Below are 20,919 nucleotides of genomic sequence, written 5' to 3' on the forward strand. Positions count from 1 at the left end.
CTGGCTCTCTGACGAAAGCACATACCTCCCCGGGCAGGCCGAACTGGCGGCGAACTATATCACTGCAAAGGGCAAGCGCCCAAGGCCCAAGCCGGGCCATCTTCAGCAACAAGACAGGGAAAAAACCTTGTTCGGCGGGTATTTGGCAACAGGGAACGACAAAGCATGACGAACTTGCGTGAGGGTTTCGATCATTACCGCTATAATCGCCGCCTTTTCATCAGGCTATACGATTTCTGACATGAGCCAATCCAGCGACCTGATTCAATCCGCCCAACGCACCATCCGCCTCGAGCTGGAAGCCGTACAAGGCTTGCTACCCCAAATCGACGCAGATTTCGTACGCGCTTGCGAGATGATTCTGGCCAGCAAAGGCCGCGTGGTCGTGGTCGGCATGGGCAAGTCGGGGCATATCGGCAACAAGATTGCCGCCACACTTGCCAGTACCGGCACCACGGCCTTTTTCGTGCACCCGGCCGAAGCCAGCCATGGCGACATGGGCATGATTACGCGCGACGACATCATCCTGGCCCTGTCGAACTCCGGCTCTACCAATGAAATCGTGACCCTGCTGCCCTTGATCAAACGCCTGGGCATCAAATTGATCAGCGTCACTGGCAACCCCGATTCGCCGCTGGCCAAGGCTGCCGAGGTCAACCTCAACGTTCACGTCGAGCACGAAGCCTGCCCACTGAACCTGGCACCGACCTCTTCGACCACCGCTGCGCTGGTCATGGGTGATGCCCTGGCTGTCGCACTGCTGGAAGCCCGTGGCTTTACTGCTGAAGATTTCGCCTTTTCCCACCCGGGTGGCGCGCTGGGCAGACGCTTGCTGCTGAAAGTCGAAAACGTCATGCACGCCGGACAAGAGCTGCCGCAGGTTCAGCGCGGCACCCTGCTCAAGGACGCGCTCATGGAAATGACCCGAAAGGGCCTGGGCATGACTGTGATCCTGGAAGCCGATGGCAAACTCGCCGGCATCTTCACCGACGGTGACTTGCGTCGCACCCTGGACCGCAGCATCGACATCCACAGCGCCACCATCGATCAGGTCATGACCGCACACGGCAAAACCGCCCGAGCCGAAATGCTTGCGGCCGAAGCCCTGAAAATCATGGAAGACCACAAGATCAACGCACTGGTCGTGGTCGACAGCGACGACCGCCCGGTCGGCGCCTTGAACATGCACGACTTGCTGCGTGCAGGAGTAATGTAATGAGCACCGACCTGCTGCAACGCGGCAAACAGATAAAACTCGCGGTGTTCGACGTCGACGGCGTGCTGACCGACGGACGGCTGTACTTCCTTGAAGACGGTAGCGAATTCAAGACGTTCAATACCCTCGACGGCCAAGGCATCAAGATGTTGATGGCAGCCGGCGTGCAGACCGCTATCATCAGCGGCCGCAAGACTCCCGTGGTCGAGCGTCGGGCGAAGAACCTCGGCATTCCACACCTTTATCAGGGGCGCGAAGACAAACTGGTGGTGCTGGACGAGCTTCTGGCCCAACTCAACCTAAGCTATGAACAAGTTGCCTATTTGGGTGACGACTTGCCAGACCTGCCGGTGATTCGCCGTGTTGGCCTGGGCATGGCGGTGGCCAATGCTGCCAGCTTCGTGCGTGAAAACGCCCATGGCATTACCCTGGCCCGTGGTGGCGAGGGTGCCGCTCGTGAATTCTGCGAATTGATCCTGCTCGCCCAGGGCCGCCTTGATGCGGCCAACGCCGCGTACCTGTGAGCCCATTATGTTGAGCAAAAAGATTCGTAACATCGTGCTGTTCAGTTGCATCGCGGCGCTATTCGCCGCGGTCGGCTACTGGAACATCAGCCCGGAACGCTTCCTCGATAAACCGGTAGCCAAGGTCGACGAAAGCGCGATTGACTATTACGCCACCAACGCCCACAGCGTGCAGTACCTGCCGGACGGCAAATTGCAGTACGAAATGACGTCCGACAAGGTTGAACACCTGAAAGCGACCGAGGTGACGTTGCTGACCAATCCCGACCTGAACATGTTTCGCGGCACCCAGTTCCCGTGGCACGTGCAGAGCGAGCGCGGGGAAGTCAATCCCGACGGCACTCAGGTCGAGCTGATTGATTCGGTGCGCATCACGCGTTTCGACGAGAAAAATCGCAAGACCCTGATTACCACCACCCGTATGACTGTGTTCCCCAAGGAGCAATATGCGCAGACCGATCAACCCGTTAGAATCGACGGCGCTGGCGGTGTATCGACAGGCAACGGAATGAAAGCGTACTTGAAAGAAAGCAGGATACACCTGCTATCGAACGTAAGAGGACAGTATGAGGCTCGTTAAAACTCTCCCTATTTTGCTCAGTCTGGGCGCAGCACTGGGAAGCGTGAGCGCCTGGGCTCTGCCGAACGATCAAGAGCAGCCTATCCGCATTCAGGCCGACGATGCCCAACTGGACGACAAGAATGGCGTTGCCACCTATAAAGGTGACGTGATCATCACCCAAGGCTCGATGATCGTTAAAGGCAACACCGTGACCATCACCCGCACGCCGACCGGCGACATTGACGTGGTGACCTCGGTGGGCAACCTCGCCTACTTCGAACAATTGCAGACCGCCGGCGACACCAAGCCTGTTCAGGGCTGGGGCGTCACGATCCAGTACCATGCCGCGCAAAACCGCATCGTGTTGATCGACAAGGCAAAAGTCATCGACAAGGACAACAACACCACCCAAGGCGAGAAAATCGTCTACGACACCGTCAAGAAGCTTGCGAGCGCTGGTCGCGCCACAGGCAACAAAGTCACCGAAGCGCGTCCACGCATCGACATGGTGATCCAGCCCAAGCCGAAAACCGACGCGAAAAAGGCTCCATAATGGCAACTCTGAAAGCTCAGCATCTGGCCAAGAGCTACAAGAGCCGCCAGGTCGTGCGTGATGTCAGCCTGTCGATCGACAGCGGTCAGATCGTCGGCCTGCTGGGTCCTAACGGCGCCGGCAAGACCACCTGCTTCTATATGATTGTCGGCCTGGTGCAGGCCGACCAGGGTCGCGTACTGATCGATGACCTGGACGTAAGCCACCAGCCAATGCACGGTCGTGCAAAAGCCGGTATCGGCTATCTTCCGCAAGAAGCGTCGATTTTTCGCAAACTCTCGGTGGCCGACAACATCATGGCCATCCTCGAGACCCGCAAGGAGCTCGACAAGGACGGTCGTCGCAAGGAACTGGAAAGCCTGCTACAGGAATTCCATATCAGCCACATCCGTGACAACCTCGGCATGAGCCTCTCCGGTGGTGAGCGCCGCCGCGTGGAAATCGCACGCGCCCTGGCCACCAACCCGAAATTCATCCTGCTCGACGAACCGTTCGCCGGCGTGGACCCGATTTCGGTAGGCGACATCAAACAGATCATCTACCACCTCAAGGCCAAAGGCATTGGCGTGCTGATCACCGACCACAACGTCCGTGAAACCCTGGATATCTGCGAAACCGCCTACATCGTCAACGATGGACAGCTCATTGCCGAAGGCGACTCCGCCACCATCCTGGCCAATGACCTGGTGAAAGAAGTCTATCTGGGCCATGAGTTCCGCCTGTAAGCACTCAGGTGTCTGGCAGGTCGCCCGAGCGCTCGTCTCGATAAAAAATCAACATTTTTTTATTGTTACGGCGCTCTAGGCAAACGCTGCAGTTTCGGGCATATAATTTGCTTATGTTTGGCGCTCCGGCGCCCTGTAGTGGATGGCGCATGTGCGCCGGCGAATAAGGTGTTTAGCCCCTGCCATGAAACCATCGCTAGTCTTGAGAATGGGCCAGCAGCTGACGATGACACCGCAGCTGCAACAGGCCATCCGCCTGCTCCAATTGTCGACCCTGGACCTGCAACAGGAAATCCAGGAGGCCCTGGAGTCCAATCCGATGCTCGAACGCCAGGAAGAAGGCGACGACTTCGATAACGCCGACCCCTTGGCCGACAAAGCCGAACAGCAACCCAACGCCGATGTTTCAGAGCCCTCCTACCAGGAAACCGCCCCGACGGTGGACAACCTCGAGGAAGGTGACTGGAATGAGCGTATTCCCAACGAGCTGCCCGTCGATACGGCATGGGAAGACGTTTATCAGACCAGCGCCAGCAGCCTGCCGAGCAGCGATGACGACGAGTGGGATTTCACTACCCGCACATCAGCCGGTGAAAGCCTGCAAAGCCATTTGCTGTGGCAGCTGAACCTGGCACCGATGTCCGACACCGATCGCTTGATCGCCGTAACCCTGATCGATTGCATCAACAATCAGGGCTACCTGGACGAAACCCTCGAGGAAATCCTCGAAGCCTTCGATCCGGAACTGGACATCGAACTGGACGAAATCGAAGCCGTCCTGCATCGCATCCAGCAGTTCGAGCCTGCCGGTATCGGCGCCCGCAACCTGGGCGAATGCCTGCTGCTGCAACTGCGCCAGCTGCCAGCCAAGACACCTTGGCTGGCGGAAGCCAAGCGCCTGGTCACTGACTACATCGATCTGCTCGGTAGCCGCGACTACAGCCAGCTGATGCGCCGCATGAAGCTCAAGGAAGATGAACTGCGCCAGGTGATCGAACTGGTGCAGAGCCTCAATCCGCGCCCGGGCTCACAAATCGAGTCCAGCGAAGCCGAATACGTCGTCCCTGACGTGATCGTGCGCAAGGACAACGAGCGCTGGCTGGTCGAGCTGAATCAGGAATCGGTGCCACGGCTGCGGGTCAACGCCCAATATGCCGGGTTTGTGCGCCGTGCCGACACCAGCGCCGACAACACCTTCATGCGCAATCAATTGCAAGAAGCACGCTGGTTCATCAAGAGCCTGCAAAGCCGCAACGAAACCCTGATGAAAGTGGCCACCCAAATCGTCGAGCATCAGCGCGGCTTCCTGGAGTACGGTGACGAAGCGATGAAACCGCTGGTCCTGCACGACATCGCCGAAGCGGTGGGCATGCACGAGTCGACGATTTCACGGGTGACCACACAGAAATTCATGCATACCCCTCGGGGCATATATGAACTGAAATACTTTTTTTCCAGCCACGTCAGCACCTCCGAAGGCGGCGAATGCTCGTCCACGGCGATCCGCGCAATCATCAAAAAACTGGTTGCGGCGGAAAATCAGAAAAAGCCGTTGAGTGACAGCAAGATCGCTGGTTTACTGGAGGCACAAGGCATTCAGGTGGCTCGCCGCACCGTCGCCAAGTACCGCGAATCCCTCGGGATCGCGCCTTCGAGCGAACGCAAGCGGTTGATGTAGAGCCACGCCACAGCGTTCCAGTGGTAGATCATCTGATCTACCGCTTTATGCACTGGCAACGAAGGAGAAGCTGTATGCAAGTCAACATCAGTGGACACCAACTGGAAGTGACCGAACCTCTTCGCACCTACATCGGCGAAAAACTCGAACGATTAGAGAGGCATTTCGACAAGATCACCAACGTGCAAGTCACGATGTGCGTCGAAAAGCTGAAGCAGAAAATCGAAGCCACGTTGCATATTCCCGGCAGCGAAGTGGTCGCGAACGCGGAACATACCGATATGTACGCGGCGATCGACTTACTGACCGACAAGCTCGATAAACAACTCAAAAAGCATAAGGAAAAGACCCAAAGCCTGCTCCAGGGCGCTACCGGTCGTTAACACTCCCAACCCATGATCCGACTTGAAAACATCCTGACCCCCGGCCGTTCTCTCGTGAACGTGCCGGGCGGCAGTAAAAAGAAAGCCCTCGAGCAAATTGCCAACCTGATCGCCCGGGAAGTGCCGGATCTGGAGATGCAAGATGTCTTCGAAGCTTTGATTGCCCGTGAAAAACTCGGTTCAACCGGTTTTGGCAACGGCATCGCCATCCCCCACTGTCGCCTCAAGGGCTGCACCTCGCCCATCAGTGCATTGATGCACCTCGACGCACCCATTGATTTCGACGCCATCGACGGCGCCCCGGTTGACCTGCTGTTCGTACTGCTGGTCCCGCAGGCCGCTACCGATGCGCACCTGGAGCTACTGCGCCAGATCGCCAGCATGCTCGATCGCAAGGAAGTGCGCGAAAAACTGCGCAGCGCCCCGAGTAATGAAGCCTTGTATCAGGTCGTCCTGAGCGAGCAAAACGGTCATTAATCATGCGCTTGATCATTGTCAGTGGCCGCTCCGGCTCAGGTAAAAGTACCGCACTCGATGTTCTCGAGGACAACGGCTACTACTGCATCGACAACCTGCCTGCCGGGTTGCTGCCGGAACTCGCCGAGCGCGCACTGATTCATACCGAACTCGCACAACCGCTGGTTGCCGTATCCATCGATGCCCGCAACCTGCCCAGTCATCTGTCGCGATTTCCGGAACTGCTGGAAGAAGTCCGCAGCCGGCACATCAAATGCGATGTGCTGTACCTGGACGCCGACGAAGAAACGTTGCTCAAACGGTTTTCGGAAACCCGCCGTCGCCACCCGCTCAGTACCGCCCACCGTTCGTTGGCCGAGGCGATTCAGGACGAAACCAGTTTGCTGGGGCCGATTGCCGACCTGGCCGACCTGAAAGTCAACACCACCAACCTGAACCTGTATCAGCTGCGCGACACCATCAAGCTGCGCCTGCTGAACCAGCCGGACAGCGGCACTGCATTTCTGGTCGAGTCGTTCGGATTCAAGCGAGGCATGCCGGTCGACGCAGACCTGGTGTTCGACGTGCGCTGCCTGCCCAACCCTTACTGGAAACCGGAGTTGCGCGAGCTGTCCGGGCTTGATCAACCGGTAGCCGAGTACCTGGCGGCGCAACCGGACGTCGAAGAGATGTTCCAGGACATTTCCTCCTACCTGCTAAAATGGCTGCCGCGCTTCGCCGCGAGCAACCGTGCTTATGTCACCATTGCCATTGGCTGCACCGGCGGGCATCACCGCTCCGTCTACCTGACCGAACGTCTGGGCCAGGTTCTGCAACAATCCCTGAAGAACGTCCAGGTCCGCCACCGCGACCTCAGCTAAAGGATTCACATCGCGATGCCTGCTCTGGAAATCGAAATCATCAACAAGCTGGGCCTACATGCCCGCGCGTCGGCAAAATTCGTTGGCGTTGCTGGTCAGTTCAAGGATTGCACGATCAGAGTGGGACGCACGCCAGAATCCACCGTCGACGGCAAAAGCATCATGGCCATGATGATGCTCGCGGCCGGCAAGGGCACGAAGATCCACCTCAGCACTGAAGGCGAGCAGGAACAGGAAGCGCTGGATGCCTTGGTGAAGTTGATCAACAACTACTTCGACGAAGGCGAGTAACACCGCCCCCTTTGTGCAGCATTGCTCCGACAAGGCGCTGTGCAAGACGCAATAAAAAAGGCGCGTCACCCAATCGGGTGACGCGCCTTTTTTTGCGCAGCGATAAGCGTTAGCTACCGGCCACGGTCATCCGCTCGATCAACACCGAGCCAGTACGAATGTTGCTGCGCAGCTCCAGGTCATTACCCACCGCAACGATCTGCTTGAACATGTCGCGCATGTTGCCGGCAATGGTCACTTCCTGGACCGCGAACTGGATTTCGCCGTTCTCGACCCAATAACCGGCCGCGCCACGGGAATAATCGCCGGTGACCATGTTCAGGCCCTGGCCCATCAACTCGGTGACCAGCAAGCCGCGCCCCATGCGGCGTAGCAATGCCGCCTGATCTTCGTCGCCATGGGTGACGAAGAGGTTGTGCACGCCGCCTGCGTTAGCGGTGCTTGGCATGCCGAGCTTACGGCCGGAATAGGTGCCGAGGATGTACGACACCAATTCGCCCTTTTCGACGAACGGCTTGGCATAGGTCGCCAGGCCATCACCGTCGAACGCCGAACTGCCCATGGCGCGCATCAAATGCGGACGTTCATCGATGGTTAGCCATTCCGGGAACAGCTTTTGCCCCAGGGTGCCTTCAAGGAACGACGATTTGCGATACAGGCTGCCGCCGGAAATCGCCGACAGGAAACTGCCGAACAAACCACCGGCCAGCTCCGCCGAAAACAGCACCGGTACTTCGCAAGTCGGCACCGGACGCGCGCCCAGGCGGCTCGCGGCGCGTTGTGCGGCGCGCTGGCCAATGCTCACAGGATCGGCCAGCAAATTGCCCTGACGGTTCACGTCATACCAGTAATCGCGCTGCATCTGCCCGTCGGCCTCGGCGATCATGACGCAGCTCAGGCTGTGACGAGTCGACGCATAGCCGCCGATAAACCCGTGGCTGTTGCCGTAAACCCGGCAGCCTTGATGGGTGCTGAGGGTCGTACCATCAGCATTCTTGATCCGGCTGTCGGCCGCAAACGCCGCCGCTTCACAGGTCAGCGCCTGCTCGATGGCCTGCTCCGGGGTAATGTCCCATTGGTGGAACAGGTCGAAATCCGGCAGATCCCGGGCCATCAACGCGGCATCGGCCAGGCCTGACGCTTCATCTTCCGAGGTGTGCTTGGCGATGGCCAGCGCCGCAGCGACGGTTTCGCGAATGGCTTCCGGGCCACTGGCCGATGTACTGGCCGAGCCTTTGCGCTGACCAACGTACAAGGTGATGCCAAAGCCCTGATCGCGGTTGAATTCGACGGTTTCGACTTCGCGCTGACGCACCGAAGTGGACAGGCCCTGCTCCAGCGACACCGCCACTTCACAGGCACTGGCGCCCTGGCGCTTGGCTTCAGCGATGATCTGCTCGACTTGTTCTTGCAGTGCCGGCAACGCTTGTGGGCCGACGCTTTCAACTGCACTCATGCTGTTCTCCACTCAAATTCTGCTTTCGGCTAGGGCCTTCGAGCGACCGGGCCGGACAAGCGGCCCCCGACTGGTTATCATGGCGGCGTTTCTTTGCGGACGGCCACCATGGTTGATTCTTACGACGACTCCCTCGATACGGGAGAAAAAAGCAAATCCCAGGTCAAACGCGAGCTTCATGCTCTGGTTGACCTCGGCGAGCGCCTTACAACGCTCAAGCCTGACTTGCTGGCAAAACTGCCGCTGACCGACGCTATGCGCCGGGCACTGGCCGATGCGCCCAAGCACACCGCGAATATCGCGCGTAAACGGCACCTTATGTTCATTGGCAAACTGATGCGCGATCAGGACACTGACGCCATTCTGTCCTTGCTCGATCAACTCGATGCCTCCACCCGGCAGTACAACGAACGTTTCCACGGTCTGGAACGCTGGCGCGATCGTTTGATCGCGGGCGACGATGCAGTCCTGGAGAAGTTCGTACTCGACTACCCGGAGGCTGATCGTCAGCAGTTGCGCTCCCTGATCCGTCAGGCCCAGCACGAACTGGCGACCAACAAGCCTCCGGCATCGAGCCGTAAAATCTTCAAATACATCCGTGAGCTGGACGAGACTCAACGCGGCCTGCGTTGATGCTCGAATCGGGTGAGTCGCCAAGCGGCTCACCCGAAGCTCCATCCTGTTTACGATCCTGTGCCACCCACAGTGATCGCATCGATTTTCAGCGTTGGCTGGCCGACACCCACCGGCACCGACTGCCCATCCTTGCCGCATGTCCCCACACCGCTGTCCAGCGCCAGATCATTGCCGACCATCGACACCTTGCTCATGGCTTCCGGGCCGTTGCCGATCAACGTCGCGCCTTTGACCGGGGCGGTAATCTTGCCGTCTTCGATCAAGTACGCCTCGCTGGTGGAGAACACGAACTTGCCGCTGGTGATGTCTACCTGGCCACCACCGAGGTTAGCGCAATAGATGCCGCGCTTTACCGAGGCAATGATTTCCGCCGGGTCGCTTTCGCCCGCCAGCATGTAGGTGTTGGTCATGCGCGGCATCGGCAAGTGCGCGTAGGATTCACGGCGGCCGTTACCGGTGCGGGCAACGCCCATCAGACGTGCATTGAGCTTGTCCTGCATGTAGCCCTTGAGTACGCCGTTCTCGATCAGCGTGGTGCACTCGGTCGGGGTGCCCTCGTCGTCGACGCTCAGGGAGCCGCGACGGCCTGCCAACGTACCGTCATCGACGATGGTGCAGAGCTTGGACGCGACCATCTCGCCCATGCGCCCGCTGTAGGCGGAACTGCCCTTGCGGTTGAAGTCGCCTTCCAGGCCGTGACCGACCGCTTCGTGCAGCAGCACGCCGGACCAGCCCGACCCCAACACCACCGGCAACGTACCGGCCGGCGCCGGAATCGCTTCAAGGTTGACCAGCGCCTGACGCAACGCTTCACGGGCGTACCCCATGGCACGGTCATCGCTGAGGAAATAACGGTAATCGGTCCGACCGCCACCGCCATGACCACCGCGCTCGCGGCGACCGTTCTGCTCGACGATCACGCTGACGTTAAAGCGCACCAACGGCCGTACATCCGCCGCCAGACCGCCATCCGTCGAGGCCACGAGGATTCGCTCCCAGACGCCGGCCATGCTCACGGTCACTTGCTGAATACGCGGGTCGAGGGCGCGCGTCGCGACGTCGATGCGTTTAAGCAACTCGACTTTCTCGGCGCGCGTCATCACTTCCAAAGGATTGTCCGGCCCATATAACTGGGCGACATCAGCCGTGGTGAACGCCTGCACCGTGCCATTTTGCCCGGCGCGCGAGATCGAGCGCGCAGCACGTGCCGCCGCGCCCAAGGCTTCCAGCGTGATCGCATTGCTGTAGGCAAATCCGGTTTTTTCACCCGATTGCGCACGAACGCCGACGCCCTGATCGAGGTTGAAGCTGCCTTCCTTGACGATCCCGTCTTCCAGCGCCCAGGACTCGGAGATCTGTCCCTGGAAATACAGGTCGGCGGCATCGATGCCCGGGCCGGCCAGATCGCCGAGTACACCTTGCAGGCTTTCGATGGTTACGCCGCCGGGCGCCAGGAGGTGTTCACTGACTGAGGACAACAACTCGCTCATATGCTTTACGCCTTAAATTCATCGTTCTGAGGCAGGTCGCTGGGCGCCCTGCGAGAAAAAGCGCCGGTGACTGGACACCGGCATCCGCGCCCTGATGGACGCCTGTTCGCTGCTATCGCGTTCGGCCAGCAGCACGGCCTCGCCTTGATCCTGTTGCGCCAGCACGCGGCCCCAGGGGTCGATGATCGCGGCATGGCCAAAGGTTTCTCGCGGCCCCGGATGCGTCCCACCCTGAGCGGCCGCGAGTATGTAACATTGAGTCTCGATGGCCCGTGCGCGGATCAGCACATCCCAATGCGCAGCGCCGGTTACCGCCGTAAAAGCCGATGGCGCGGTAATCAACTGCGCGCCGCCAGCCCGTAATTCGCTATACAGTTCCGGGAAACGCAGGTCATAACACACCGTCAGGCCAACCCGGCCGACGGGCGTATCGGCTAACACCACGCCGCTGCCATAAGCATAGTCATCGGACTCGCGATAACGCCCCCGATTGTCCGCAACGTCCACGTCGAACAGGTGCAGCTTGTCGTAACGCGCCACGGTCTCACCCTGGTCGTTCACCAACAGCGAGCAGGCATGCACCTTGGCCGTCGGTTGATCCAGCGGCGGCAACGGCAATGTGCCGGCCACTATCCATAACTTGAGGTCGCGGGCGGTCTGTTTCAACCAGGGCAGGATCGGGCCTTCACCCAAGGCCTCGGCGCGACCGATGTCGGCAATGTCGCGACGGCCCATGGCGGCGAAGTTTTCTGGCAGCACCACAAGCTGTGCACCACCGGCTGCTGCCTGCTCGAGCAGATGGCGGGCCCGGGCGAGATTGGCCAGCACATCGCTCTGGCTGACCATTTGAATCACCGCAAAAGACATGGCCTTTTCCTAATCTGGAATCAACACATACCTGTAGGAGCTGTCGAGTGAAACGAGGCTGCGATCTTTTGATCTCGATCCTAAAAAACAAAATCAAAAGATCGCAGCCTCGTTTCACTCGACAGCTCCTACGAGGAACTTACGGCCATGCTACTCCATCGGCCTGAAGCGTGGCGCTGTCAAAAAGGTTTGTCGTAGGTGATTTTCGGCTCTTTCCACGGACCTTTGACCGTGTATTTGACGCTGGCGAAACGTGCCACACGGTCTCCGATCAACTTGTCGATCAGGAACAGCGCGCCGCCAATTGCCGGTGCGCCGACGATCAACGCGGCAATCGGCAGGTTGTTGGTCACCGGCAACGTCACCAGCAACTTGGCATCGATCTGGTCACCGACAAGGTTCAGCGTGCCGTTGAGCTCAACATTGCTTGAAGGACCGGTCATCTGGATGGGCTCCTTGGTCACGTAAACGCCGTTGGTCGCGACCAGCAGGCCTTTGACCCGGTCATAACTCAGGCCTTTGCCAAACAAGTCGGAGAAGTCCAGGCGCAGACGGCGACCGATGGAGTTGAAGTTGAGCAGGCCGAAAACCCGCAGGGCCTGGGCACCGCCCTCGACCTCAACGAACTGGCCTTTGCTCAGCGATGCATCCAGGGTGCCGGAGAAACGCTTGCTCGCCAGCCAGGCCGGGGAGCCCGTCCAGCGACCGTCGACGTCCATACGAAACTCTTCGCTGGTGACGCTCGGCGCAAAACCCCAGCCTTTGAGTACATCGGCAAGGTTCTTGCCGCTGATTCGTCCCTTGAACCAACTGCTGGAGCTCCCCGGAATGCCTTCCCAGCCGCCATTGCCTTGCAACAGAATGCCCTTGAGCCCCAGGTCCAGGGTATTGAGCGCGATGCCTCTGGCGGTCGGACGGATTTTCAGATACCAGGCACCGACCAGGTCTTGCCCCTGAAACAGTTGATTGATGGTTATATCCAGCGCCGGGATCTTCGTCGGGTCTACGGAGGCCAGGGGATCCGGAGAATTTTCGTCGGCCAGCACTTTAGGATCCGGCGCCGGCAAGCGCACCGTTTGCAGATTGATCGCAATCGGCACGCCTTTCGCATCCGGGATGCTCGCGCCGCCCTTGACCTGCTGGCTGTCGAGCTGCAGGGCCCACGCGGCAGGTTTACGGTTCAACTGCACCGACGCCTGATCGAGCGTGGTGCCGATGCCACTCAGCTTGCCAACCTTGAAGTCCGCGCTGCTGAGCAGCTGCTTGGCACTGCCGCCCGGATCCTGGCCGGCGTACTTGTCCACCAGATCTTTCCAGGGACCGACATCCAGTTCCGACAGCACGCCGCGCACCCGAAGGCCTTTGGCGCCAGGCAGGACAGCAGCGCCGCCGCCGAGGAACAACTCACCGCGACCATCGGCAAAATTGCCGGGCGGAGCGGCGAACGTGAAGTTTGCCAACTCGCCATAGTTGACCCAATAGCGCCGCTCCGGTCCCTGCAGGGTCATGCGGAACGTGGTGTCGCGTCCGGCATTGGCAGTCATGCCAAACGGTGCAGGCAAATCGATCGCCACGCCTTTGAGGCTGGAATTGACCATCAACTGGCTGTCAGGCCCGTCGAGGTTCAGTTGCAACTGATACGGGATCAAACCGGACACCGGCAACGGTTGGGTCACGCTCAACCAATCCGTGAGTTTCTTGACCTCTACCTGACCGGAAGCGCTGACACGGGTCTTGATATTACCCGGGCTGCCATCTGCGAAAATCTGCGCAGTAACCGGCCTGTCGAAGGCCCGTGCGGTGATGTTCTGTCCACTCAACCCCTTGGTGCTGTCAAAACGGAAATCACCTTTGAGTTGAGTCAATTCAAGCGAAGGGTTGGCCAGCTTCAGGCGCGCCTTGGCTGTCTTGAAGTCGACGAGAATTTTCGGCTGTTCGCCCTTTACCAAGGGAATATCCAGTTTCAACTTGCCTTGCAGATCGCCCTCGCCTTCCCATCCGGCAAAGGTGTCAGCCGTGCCGATCGGTGCTTCCTGAAGAATCTTCAAGCCATCGCCCAATCCGCCGGCGAACCCGCCGTCGAGGAACAGGTGAACGCTTTCCCCGGCCGGCGCATGGGGAATATTGACGTAGATGTCGCTGACCTGCGTGTCGAGCAACTGGCCCTTGCTGGCCAGGATTCGCACACCACTGTCTTCGACAAACACATCACCGCTGACCTTGCTGACATGTGGCCAACCTGGTTGAAACGCCAGCTCGGCGTCATGCACCTTGAAATACAGGCTGATGCTGCGGGCAGAGTCTTCGGCGCCATGGTTCAGCGAACCCTGATACTGGAAGAAGCCCTGGTCTACCGCACCTTTGAGAATCGCCGTGCGCAGCCATTCGTCCAATGCCGGGCTGAGCATGGTCGGCAGGTATTTGGCGGTGTAGCGACCGTCGCCGTCCACCAGGCCGACCCGCAGGTCCATGTAGTCTTCCTGGGTGTGGTCGAAATGCAGGCGGATCAGGAAGTCACCAGCAATCTTGCCCTCTTCGCCCAGCACCTTCAGATACGGCGCAATCAGGGTGAAGCCTTCTTTATCGAGCTTCCAGGTCAGCCGGGCATTGGCCTGGATGTATTGCCATGGCTTGGCAAAAATCGGGTCCAGGTGCAGAACAAAGTCCTTGCTGTCCATCCGCAGTTCGCCCTGACCGAGGTCGCCGCTGATGCTGCCGCTGACATTTCGCGCCGCCGGAGCTCCGTGATAGGCGTCGAAGCCGACTTGGTCGAGGTTGGCGGCAAAGCTGAACTTGCTGTCGTCGGTGGCATTGGGCCGCAGGTCGATCAACACATTACGTAGCCCACCGGTGACCTTCAGTCGCTCGATCGCGGTGGCAACACCTTCCGGCAGCGGCCCCAAGGCATTCATCAACGGCGTGAGCGGGGTGAGATCGAGGCGGTCGGCTTGCAAGTGCCAGACTTCGTCAGCCTTGTCGGTGGCGATGCTCTGACGCAGTTGCAGGTGCGATTCCCAGCGGCTCTCGCCAATGTTCATGGCCAGGGAATCCAAAGTCACCAGCATGCCTTCGGAGCTGCGCTGGAAATAGCCGTTGAGCGCCAGGTTGTTGATCTGGATCGGCTTGCGTTCGGCGTAAGCGCCCTTGAGCTGTGGCGCATTCAAGCGAATGGCAGCGCTTTGCAGCTCGCCCTTGCCCCAGGTGACCCAGAGTTCGCCACCGGCCTTGATCTCGGAGAAATTCCATTGCCGGGTCAGGCGTCCGGGCAGCCATTTCGACCAGTCGCTTTGCGGCAGGCTCAGGTACGCCTCTGCTTCGCCATCCTTCCATTCGCTTGCGCGAATACGGGTACGCACACTCATGGCCAACGGTTGGCCATCGGGCAGGGTCAAACGGGCATCGAGTCGCTGGCGGGAGGCGCCGGTTTTCAGGTTGAGGCCCACGTAGGTCAACGTCAGCGGCGACTGATCCAGTGGCTGCAAGGTCACCTGGCTGTCGATCACTGACAACTGCGCGACCATTTGCATGCGATTGAGCAACTGCTCCGGGTCGAGCGGCTGGTCCTGCTGCACCGGCAGTCCTTCAAGCGCCCATTGCCCGTCCTGGCCTTCCTTGAGGCTGATCTTCAGGCCATTGAGTTCCAGATGAGCGATTCGCACTTCGCGCGCGAGCAAGCTTTCCCAAACGTCCGGCACTGCACGCACCTGGTCCAGACGCAGGGCATTGGAGCCCTCGCCGACGGTGACGTCGTGCGCCAGGAGGATCGGCGCGAACCCGCTCCAGTTGCCTTCCAGCTTACCGATCTGCAACGGCATGCCCAGGGCGGCGCTGGCTTTGGTTTCGACGTCGGCACGATATTCGGCCACCAGGGGCGTCAACTCCCGGCCGAGGCTGACGTATAACGCCATCAACACCAATGCCAACGCGCACAGGCCAAGACCCCAGCGGGTCAGTGCGGCCAAAATGCGTGTCAGACGTTCCATGTCAGTTGGCTCCCATGGCAAAAATACTGCAAAAAGCTGAGGCCAGCCGTTTTAGTGAGGTTGAAACACAACGATTCAGAGCAGCACCACGTCGTATTGTTCCTGGGAATACATGGTTTCCACCTGAAACCGGATGGTCCGCCCGATAAATCCTTCCAGTTCGGCGACATTGCCCGACTCCTCGTCGAGCAAACGATCGACGACTTTCTGGTTCGCCAATACACGATAGCCTTCCGCTTGATAGGCGCGCGCCTCGCGGAGGATTTCGCGAAAAATTTCGTAGCAGACGGTTTCCGGCGTCTTCAATTTGCCGCGTCCCTGACAGCTGCTGCACGGTTCGCAGAGCACTTGCTCAAGACTTTCGCGGGTGCGCTTGCGGGTCATCTGCACCAGGCCCAACTCGGTGATGCCGATGATGTTGGTCTTGGCGTGATCGCGCTCCAGTTGCTTTTCGAGGGTACGCAAGACCTGACGCTGGTGCTCTTCGTCTTCCATGTCGATGAAGTCGATGATGATGATTCCGCCCAGATTGCGCAGGCGCAGCTGGCGAGCGATGGCGGTCGCGGCTTCGAGGTTGGTCTTGAAGATGGTTTCTTCGAGGTTGCGATGCCCGACGAACGCGCCCGTGTTGACGTCGATGGTGCTCATGGCTTCGGCCGGATCGACCACCAGATAACCGCCGGATTTGAGCGGCACTTTGCGCTCGAGGGCTTTCTGGATTTCGTCTTCAACGCCGTACAGGTCGAAGATCGGTCGTTCGCCCGGGTAATGCTCCAGACGATCAGCGATCTCCGGCATCAGTTCGGCGACGAACTGCGTGGTTTTCTGGAAGGTTTCCCGGGAGTCGATGCGGATCTTTTCGATCTTCGGGCTCACCAGGTCACGCAAGGTGCGCAGCGCCAGACCGAGGTCTTCGTAGATCACACTCGGTGCACTGATGGTCTTGATCTGTTCGTTGATCTGATCCCAGAGACGGCGCAGGTAACGAATGTCCATCAGGATTTCATCGGCACCGGCCCCTTCGGCGGCCGTGCGCAAAATGAAACCGCCCGCTTCCTTGATGCCCTCTTTGTCCACGCAATCGGTGACCACTTGCTTGAGGCGTTCGCGCTCGGCTTCGTCCTCGATCTTCAGCGAAATGCCGACGTGGGCCGTACGTGGCATGTACACCAGGTAACGCGATGGAATTGATAACTGAGTGGTCAGGCGTGCGCCTTTGGAACCGATCGGGTCCTTGGTGACTTGCACCACCAGGCTCTGGCCTTCATGGACCAACGCGCTGATGCTTTCTACCGCGGGCCCTTCACGCAAGGAAATTTCCGAGGCATGAATGAACGCGGCGCGGTCCAGACCGATATCGACGAATGCGGCCTGCATGCCCGGCAACACCCGCACGACCTTGCCTTTATAGATATTGCCGACGATCCCGCGCTTTTGCGTGCGCTCGACGTGGACCTCTTGCAGAACACCGTTTTCAACCACCGCCACGCGCGATTCCATCGGCGTGATGTTGATCAGGATCTCTTCACTCATGGCAGGGTCTCGTTCAGGCATGTTCACGATAATGGCCGCATCTTGTCAGAACGACGCTCAGCGCGCGTTAAGGGTTTGCCAACAGGGTATGCCGAAATGGCCCAGCAGCTCGCAGGTTTCGCACAGCGGCAACCCGACCACAGCCGAGTAGCTGCCATTGAGCCCGGCGACAAACACCGCGCCCAGTCCTTGAATCCCATAGCCGCCGGCCTTGTCACGGGGTTCGCCGCTGGCCCAGTAGGCCGCTGCTTCTTCGCGACTGATGTCGCGAAAGCGCACCAGACTGCGCACTACCCGAGACTCACAACGTTCCCCGTCGAGCACCGCAATGGCGGTCAATACTTCGTGTTCCTGACCGGCCAATAACATAAGCATGGCGCACGCATCGGCTTCGTCCACCGGTTTGCCAAGAATTTTCCCGTTGAGCACCACAGCGGTATCAGCACCCAGTACGCAAAATTCTTCATCAGACACGACCGTGCCGCGCGCTGCTTCGGCCTTGCCACGCGCGAGGCGTTCGACATAAGCCGACGGGGATTCATGTTTAAAAGGGGTTTCATCGATGTCCGCACTGATGACGGAGAACGGCACGCCGATCTGCGTGAGCAGCTCACGCCGACGCGGCGAGCCTGAGGCGAGGTATAACTTCATCAAGACATCTCCCTTGTCTACTGCCAATACGGGCCAATGCCTGACCGAATCAAGTGATTTTGTAGCGTCGACGCAACCCGCGCAAACCGTAGCTGACCCAAGGCCAGAGCAAGGCACTGACCAGTGCCGGCAACACCAGCGCCAGCGTTGGCTGGCGGTTGCCGGTCAAGGCGCTCAACCACAGCTGAACAAGCTGGGCGAGGCCGAAGATCACCAGGATCACCAGGCTTTGTTGCCACATCGGGAACATGCGCAGGCGCTGTTGCAGCGACAGCACCAGAAAGGTGATCAGTGTCAGGATCAATGCGTTCTGGCCAAGCAACGTACCGTAGAGCACGTCTTCAGCCAGGCCCAGGCACCACGCGGTGACCATGCCGACTTTTTGCGGCATGGTCAGCGCCCAGAATGCCAGCAGCAAGGCCAGCCACAAGGGACGCAGGATTTCCATGAACTGTGGCAGCGGCGAAACGCTGAGCAGCATGCCGATGGCGAAGGTCAGCCAGACGATCCAGCCGTTTCGCGATGCAGTCGTACCGACCATTATTCTCGTCCCCCAGTGGAGGCTGGCGCGGAGACAGGCGGCTTGGCAGCAGGCTTCGCGGCAGCGGGTTGAGTCGCAGGCGGCTTGGTGGCCGCCGGCTGCGTGGCGGGAGGCTTGGCGGCCGAGTGTCGAGTGTTCGCGGGCTTGGCCGGGGTTGCGGTAGCCGGTGCAGCTGCCGGAACAGCCGGAGCCGCCACGGGCGCAGCTGCCGGCGTCGGCACCAGCGCAGGCTTCGGTACGGTCGCCGGAATGATCGGCCCGCCGCCGTGTTGATCCAGGGCTTCCTGAGCCTGGGCGGCTTCATTGGCGCGCTCTTCAGCGGTACGACCGTCGCTGAACACCAGCAGCAGGTAACGGCTGCGGTTCAAGGCTGCGGTCGGCACGGCGCGCACGATGGCAAAGGGCTGGCCGGAATCGTGGATCACTTCCTTGACCGTTGCCACCGGGTAACCGGCCGGGAAACGTTGACCCAAGCCTGAGCTGACCAGCAGATCGCCTTCCTTGATGTCCGCCGTGTCGGCCACGTGGCGAAGTTCGAGGCGTTCCGGGTTACCGGTGCCGCTGGCAATCGCGCGCAGCCCGTTGCGGTTTACCTGCACCGGAATGCTGTGAGTCGTGTCGGTCAGCAGCAGCACCCGAGAGGTGTACGGCATCAGTTCAACCACCTGCCCCATCAAGCCACGCGCATCAAGCACGGGCTGACCGAGGATCACACCGTCGCGCTCACCTTTATTGATGATGATGCGATGAGTGAAGGGATTGGGGTCCATGCCGATCAACTCGGCCACTTCGACCTTCTCGTTGACCAGTGCGGAGGAGTTGAGCAACTCGCGCAGCCGAACGTTCTGCTCGGTGAGGGCCGCCAGCTTTTGCATGCGCCCCTGCAACAACAGGTTTTCGGTCTTGAGTTTTTCGTTTTCGGCGACGAGCTCGGTACGGCTGCCAAATTGGCTGGCCACACCCTGCCATAGCCGCTGCGGCAGGTCGGTGATCCAGTAAGACTGCATCAGCACCAGCGACATTTGGCTACGCACTGGCTTGAGCAGTGTGAATCGGGCATCGACCACCATCAGAGCGACCGACAGCACGACCAGCACTAATACGCGCACGCCCAGTGAGGGGCCTTTGGTGAAAAGCGGTTTAATAAGCCGCTCCTCCCAGGCAAATGTTTTCTTTATTCATACGGCATCAAACCGGCCTGGATGCAGAGTGACAGAAGATAAACGCCAACAGGCAGCACTGCAAAGTGCCGCCTGCGCGCTCAACAGCATAGATGCGATCCGGCGACTTACTCGCTGGAAAGCAGGTCCATGGTGTGCTTGTCCATCATCTCCAACGCACGACCACCGCCGCGAGCCACACAGGTCAGCGGGTCTTCGGCGACGATCACCGGCAGACCTGTTTCCTGGGCCAGCAACTTGTCGAGGTCACGCAGCAAGGCGCCACCACCGGTCAGTACCAGGCCACGCTCGGCGATATCGGAAGCCAGTTCCGGAGGCGATTGCTCCAGGGCACTTTTGACCGCCTGAACGATGGTCGCCAGAGACTCTTGCAGAGCTTCCAGCACTTCATTGGAGTTCAGGGTGAAAGCGCGTGGAACGCCTTCGGCCAGGTTACGGCCACGAACGTCGACTTCACGCACTTCGCCGCCCGGGTAGGCCGTACCGATTTCCTGCTTGATGCGCTCGGCAGTGGATTCGCCGATCAGGCTGCCGTAGTTACGGCGCACGTAGGTGATGATCGCTTCGTCGAAGCGATCGCCGCCAACCCGGACGGATTCGGCGTAGACCACACCGTTCAGGGAGATCAGTGCGATTTCAGTGGTACCACCACCGATGTCGACGACCATCGAACCGCGTGCTTCTTCAACCGGCAGGCCGGCACCGATCGCAGCAGCCATTGGCTCTTCGATCAGGAACACTTCACGCGCACCGGCGCCAAGGGCCGATTCACGGATGGCACGACGCTCAACCTGAGTGGATTTGCACGGAACGCAGATCAGCACACGAGGGCTTGGCTGCAGAAAGCTGTTTTCGTGAACCTTGTTGATAAAGTATTGCAGCATCTTTTCGCAGACGCTGAAGTCGGCAATCACGCCATCCTTCATCGGACGAATGGCAGCAATGTTGCCCGGCGTTCGGCCGAGCATGCGCTTGGCTTCGGTGCCGACAGCAACGACACTTTTCTGGTTACCGTGTGTCCGAATAGCCACAACCGATGGCTCATTCAGGACGATACCGCGCTCGCGCACGTAAATAAGGGTGTTGGCAGTGCCCAGGTCAATGGAAAGATCGCTGGAAAACATGCCACGCAGTTTCTTGAACATGGGAAAGGGACCCTAGGCAACGCGTGGGTAAAAAAGTGCGGCAAACTCTAACAACGACAGGGATTTTGGGCAAGGCGCCAATATGTTAAATTGGCCGCTTTTCTGTGCACCAACCCCCACAATCGCGGCCTTATGACCGTAGAAATGCGGTAGTGTTCCGACAATCT

Annotated in this window: 20 protein-coding genes; 11 read left to right on the top strand and 9 right to left on the bottom strand. The window is 59.5% G+C overall.

Annotation, left to right across the window (positions count from 1 at the left end):
• Window positions 1–241: 241 nt before the first annotated feature.
• The 10 genes from BLQ41_RS00240 (at window position 242) to BLQ41_RS00285 (ending at window position 7,269) form a co-directional block, all read left to right on the top strand.
• Entirely contained in the window at window positions 242–1,216 is a 975-nt protein-coding gene (locus tag BLQ41_RS00240; RefSeq protein WP_090175464.1) for a KpsF/GutQ family sugar-phosphate isomerase, read from the top strand.
• Window positions 1,216–1,740: a KdsC family phosphatase gene (locus BLQ41_RS00245; RefSeq protein ID WP_090175466.1), complete on the top strand. Its 525-nt coding sequence runs from the start codon at window positions 1,216–1,218 to the stop codon at window positions 1,738–1,740. Before BLQ41_RS00240 ends, BLQ41_RS00245 begins: the two co-directional genes overlap by 1 nt.
• A gap of 7 nt (window positions 1,741–1,747) precedes the next feature.
• Window positions 1,748–2,320, top strand: a complete 573-nt coding sequence (gene lptC / locus BLQ41_RS00250) for an LPS export ABC transporter periplasmic protein LptC (protein ID WP_090175468.1) — start codon at window positions 1,748–1,750, stop codon at window positions 2,318–2,320.
• Window positions 2,307–2,855, top strand: a complete 549-nt coding sequence (gene lptA, locus BLQ41_RS00255) for a lipopolysaccharide transport periplasmic protein LptA (protein ID WP_090175471.1) — start codon at window positions 2,307–2,309, stop codon at window positions 2,853–2,855. The genes lptC and lptA overlap by 14 nt, the downstream gene beginning before the upstream one ends.
• Window positions 2,855–3,580 carry an LPS export ABC transporter ATP-binding protein gene (lptB, locus tag BLQ41_RS00260; protein WP_090175473.1) on the top strand — a complete coding sequence of 242 codons (726 nt, stop codon included), beginning with the start codon at window positions 2,855–2,857 and terminating at the stop codon, window positions 3,578–3,580. Before lptA ends, lptB begins: the two co-directional genes overlap by 1 nt.
• 184 nt (window positions 3,581–3,764) lie before the next feature.
• Entirely contained in the window at window positions 3,765–5,258 is a 1,494-nt protein-coding gene (locus BLQ41_RS00265; RefSeq protein ID WP_090175476.1) for an RNA polymerase factor sigma-54, read from the top strand.
• A 74-nt stretch (window positions 5,259–5,332) separates the two neighbouring features.
• Entirely contained in the window at window positions 5,333–5,641 is a 309-nt protein-coding gene (hpf, locus tag BLQ41_RS00270; RefSeq protein WP_090175479.1) for a ribosome hibernation-promoting factor, HPF/YfiA family, read from the top strand.
• Window positions 5,642–5,653: 12 nt separating this feature from the next.
• Entirely contained in the window at window positions 5,654–6,118 is a 465-nt protein-coding gene (gene ptsN, locus BLQ41_RS00275) for a PTS IIA-like nitrogen regulatory protein PtsN (RefSeq protein ID WP_090175482.1), read from the top strand.
• A gap of 2 nt (window positions 6,119–6,120) precedes the next feature.
• Complete coding sequence (gene rapZ / locus BLQ41_RS00280; protein ID WP_090175484.1) at window positions 6,121–6,978, top strand: RNase adapter RapZ; 858 nt, start codon at window positions 6,121–6,123, stop codon at window positions 6,976–6,978.
• A 15-nt stretch (window positions 6,979–6,993) separates the two neighbouring features.
• On the top strand, window positions 6,994–7,269 hold the full coding sequence (locus BLQ41_RS00285; RefSeq protein ID WP_090175486.1) for an HPr family phosphocarrier protein: 276 nt from the start codon (window positions 6,994–6,996) through the stop codon (window positions 7,267–7,269).
• Window positions 7,270–7,378: 109 nt separating this feature from the next.
• Here the strand turns inward: BLQ41_RS00285 and pmbA are convergent, their stop codons facing one another.
• Window positions 7,379–8,725, bottom strand: a complete 1,347-nt coding sequence (gene pmbA, locus BLQ41_RS00290; RefSeq protein ID WP_090175489.1) for a metalloprotease PmbA — start codon at window positions 8,723–8,725, stop codon at window positions 7,379–7,381.
• Window positions 8,726–8,833: 108 nt separating this feature from the next.
• Here pmbA and yjgA point away from each other — a divergent pair, with 108 nt between their 5' ends.
• On the top strand, window positions 8,834–9,358 hold the full coding sequence (gene yjgA / locus BLQ41_RS00295) for a ribosome biogenesis factor YjgA (RefSeq protein WP_090175492.1): 525 nt from the start codon (window positions 8,834–8,836) through the stop codon (window positions 9,356–9,358).
• A gap of 50 nt (window positions 9,359–9,408) precedes the next feature.
• Here the strand turns inward: yjgA and tldD are convergent, their stop codons facing one another.
• From tldD to mreB, 8 genes are all read right to left on the bottom strand, one after another.
• Window positions 9,409–10,851 carry a metalloprotease TldD gene (gene tldD / locus BLQ41_RS00300; protein WP_090175495.1) on the bottom strand — a complete coding sequence of 481 codons (1,443 nt, stop codon included), beginning with the start codon at window positions 10,849–10,851 and terminating at the stop codon, window positions 9,409–9,411.
• An 18-nt stretch (window positions 10,852–10,869) separates the two neighbouring features.
• A complete protein-coding gene (locus BLQ41_RS00305) occupies window positions 10,870–11,718 on the bottom strand; it encodes a carbon-nitrogen hydrolase family protein (protein WP_090175498.1) in 849 nt (282 codons plus the stop codon).
• 179 nt (window positions 11,719–11,897) lie between these two features.
• Window positions 11,898–15,701 (bottom strand): YhdP family protein, encoded by a 3,804-nt coding sequence (locus tag BLQ41_RS00310; protein ID WP_090175500.1) that lies wholly within the window; start codon window positions 15,699–15,701, stop codon window positions 11,898–11,900.
• Between the two features lie 75 nt (window positions 15,702–15,776).
• The gene (gene rng, locus BLQ41_RS00315; RefSeq protein WP_090175503.1) at window positions 15,777–17,234 is read right to left on the bottom strand and encodes a ribonuclease G; all 1,458 of its coding nucleotides are present in this window, start codon (window positions 17,232–17,234) and stop codon (window positions 15,777–15,779) included.
• A gap of 57 nt (window positions 17,235–17,291) precedes the next feature.
• Window positions 17,292–17,888, bottom strand: coding sequence for a Maf family protein (locus BLQ41_RS00320; protein ID WP_090175505.1), 597 nt, complete (start codon window positions 17,886–17,888; stop codon window positions 17,292–17,294).
• 46 nt (window positions 17,889–17,934) lie between these two features.
• Window positions 17,935–18,426, bottom strand: coding sequence for a rod shape-determining protein MreD (gene mreD, locus BLQ41_RS00325; protein ID WP_090175508.1), 492 nt, complete (start codon window positions 18,424–18,426; stop codon window positions 17,935–17,937).
• Window positions 18,426–19,571 (bottom strand): rod shape-determining protein MreC, encoded by a 1,146-nt coding sequence (gene mreC, locus BLQ41_RS00330; RefSeq protein ID WP_090175510.1) that lies wholly within the window; start codon window positions 19,569–19,571, stop codon window positions 18,426–18,428. Before mreC ends, mreD begins: the two co-directional genes overlap by 1 nt.
• A 143-nt stretch (window positions 19,572–19,714) precedes the next feature.
• The gene (gene mreB, locus BLQ41_RS00335; RefSeq protein ID WP_002555108.1) at window positions 19,715–20,752 is read right to left on the bottom strand and encodes a rod shape-determining protein MreB; all 1,038 of its coding nucleotides are present in this window, start codon (window positions 20,750–20,752) and stop codon (window positions 19,715–19,717) included.
• Window positions 20,753–20,919 lie beyond the last annotated feature (167 nt).

The sequence above is a fragment of the Pseudomonas arsenicoxydans genome (genome assembly GCF_900103875.1).
Lineage (GTDB): Bacteria > Pseudomonadota > Gammaproteobacteria > Pseudomonadales > Pseudomonadaceae > Aquipseudomonas > Aquipseudomonas arsenicoxydans.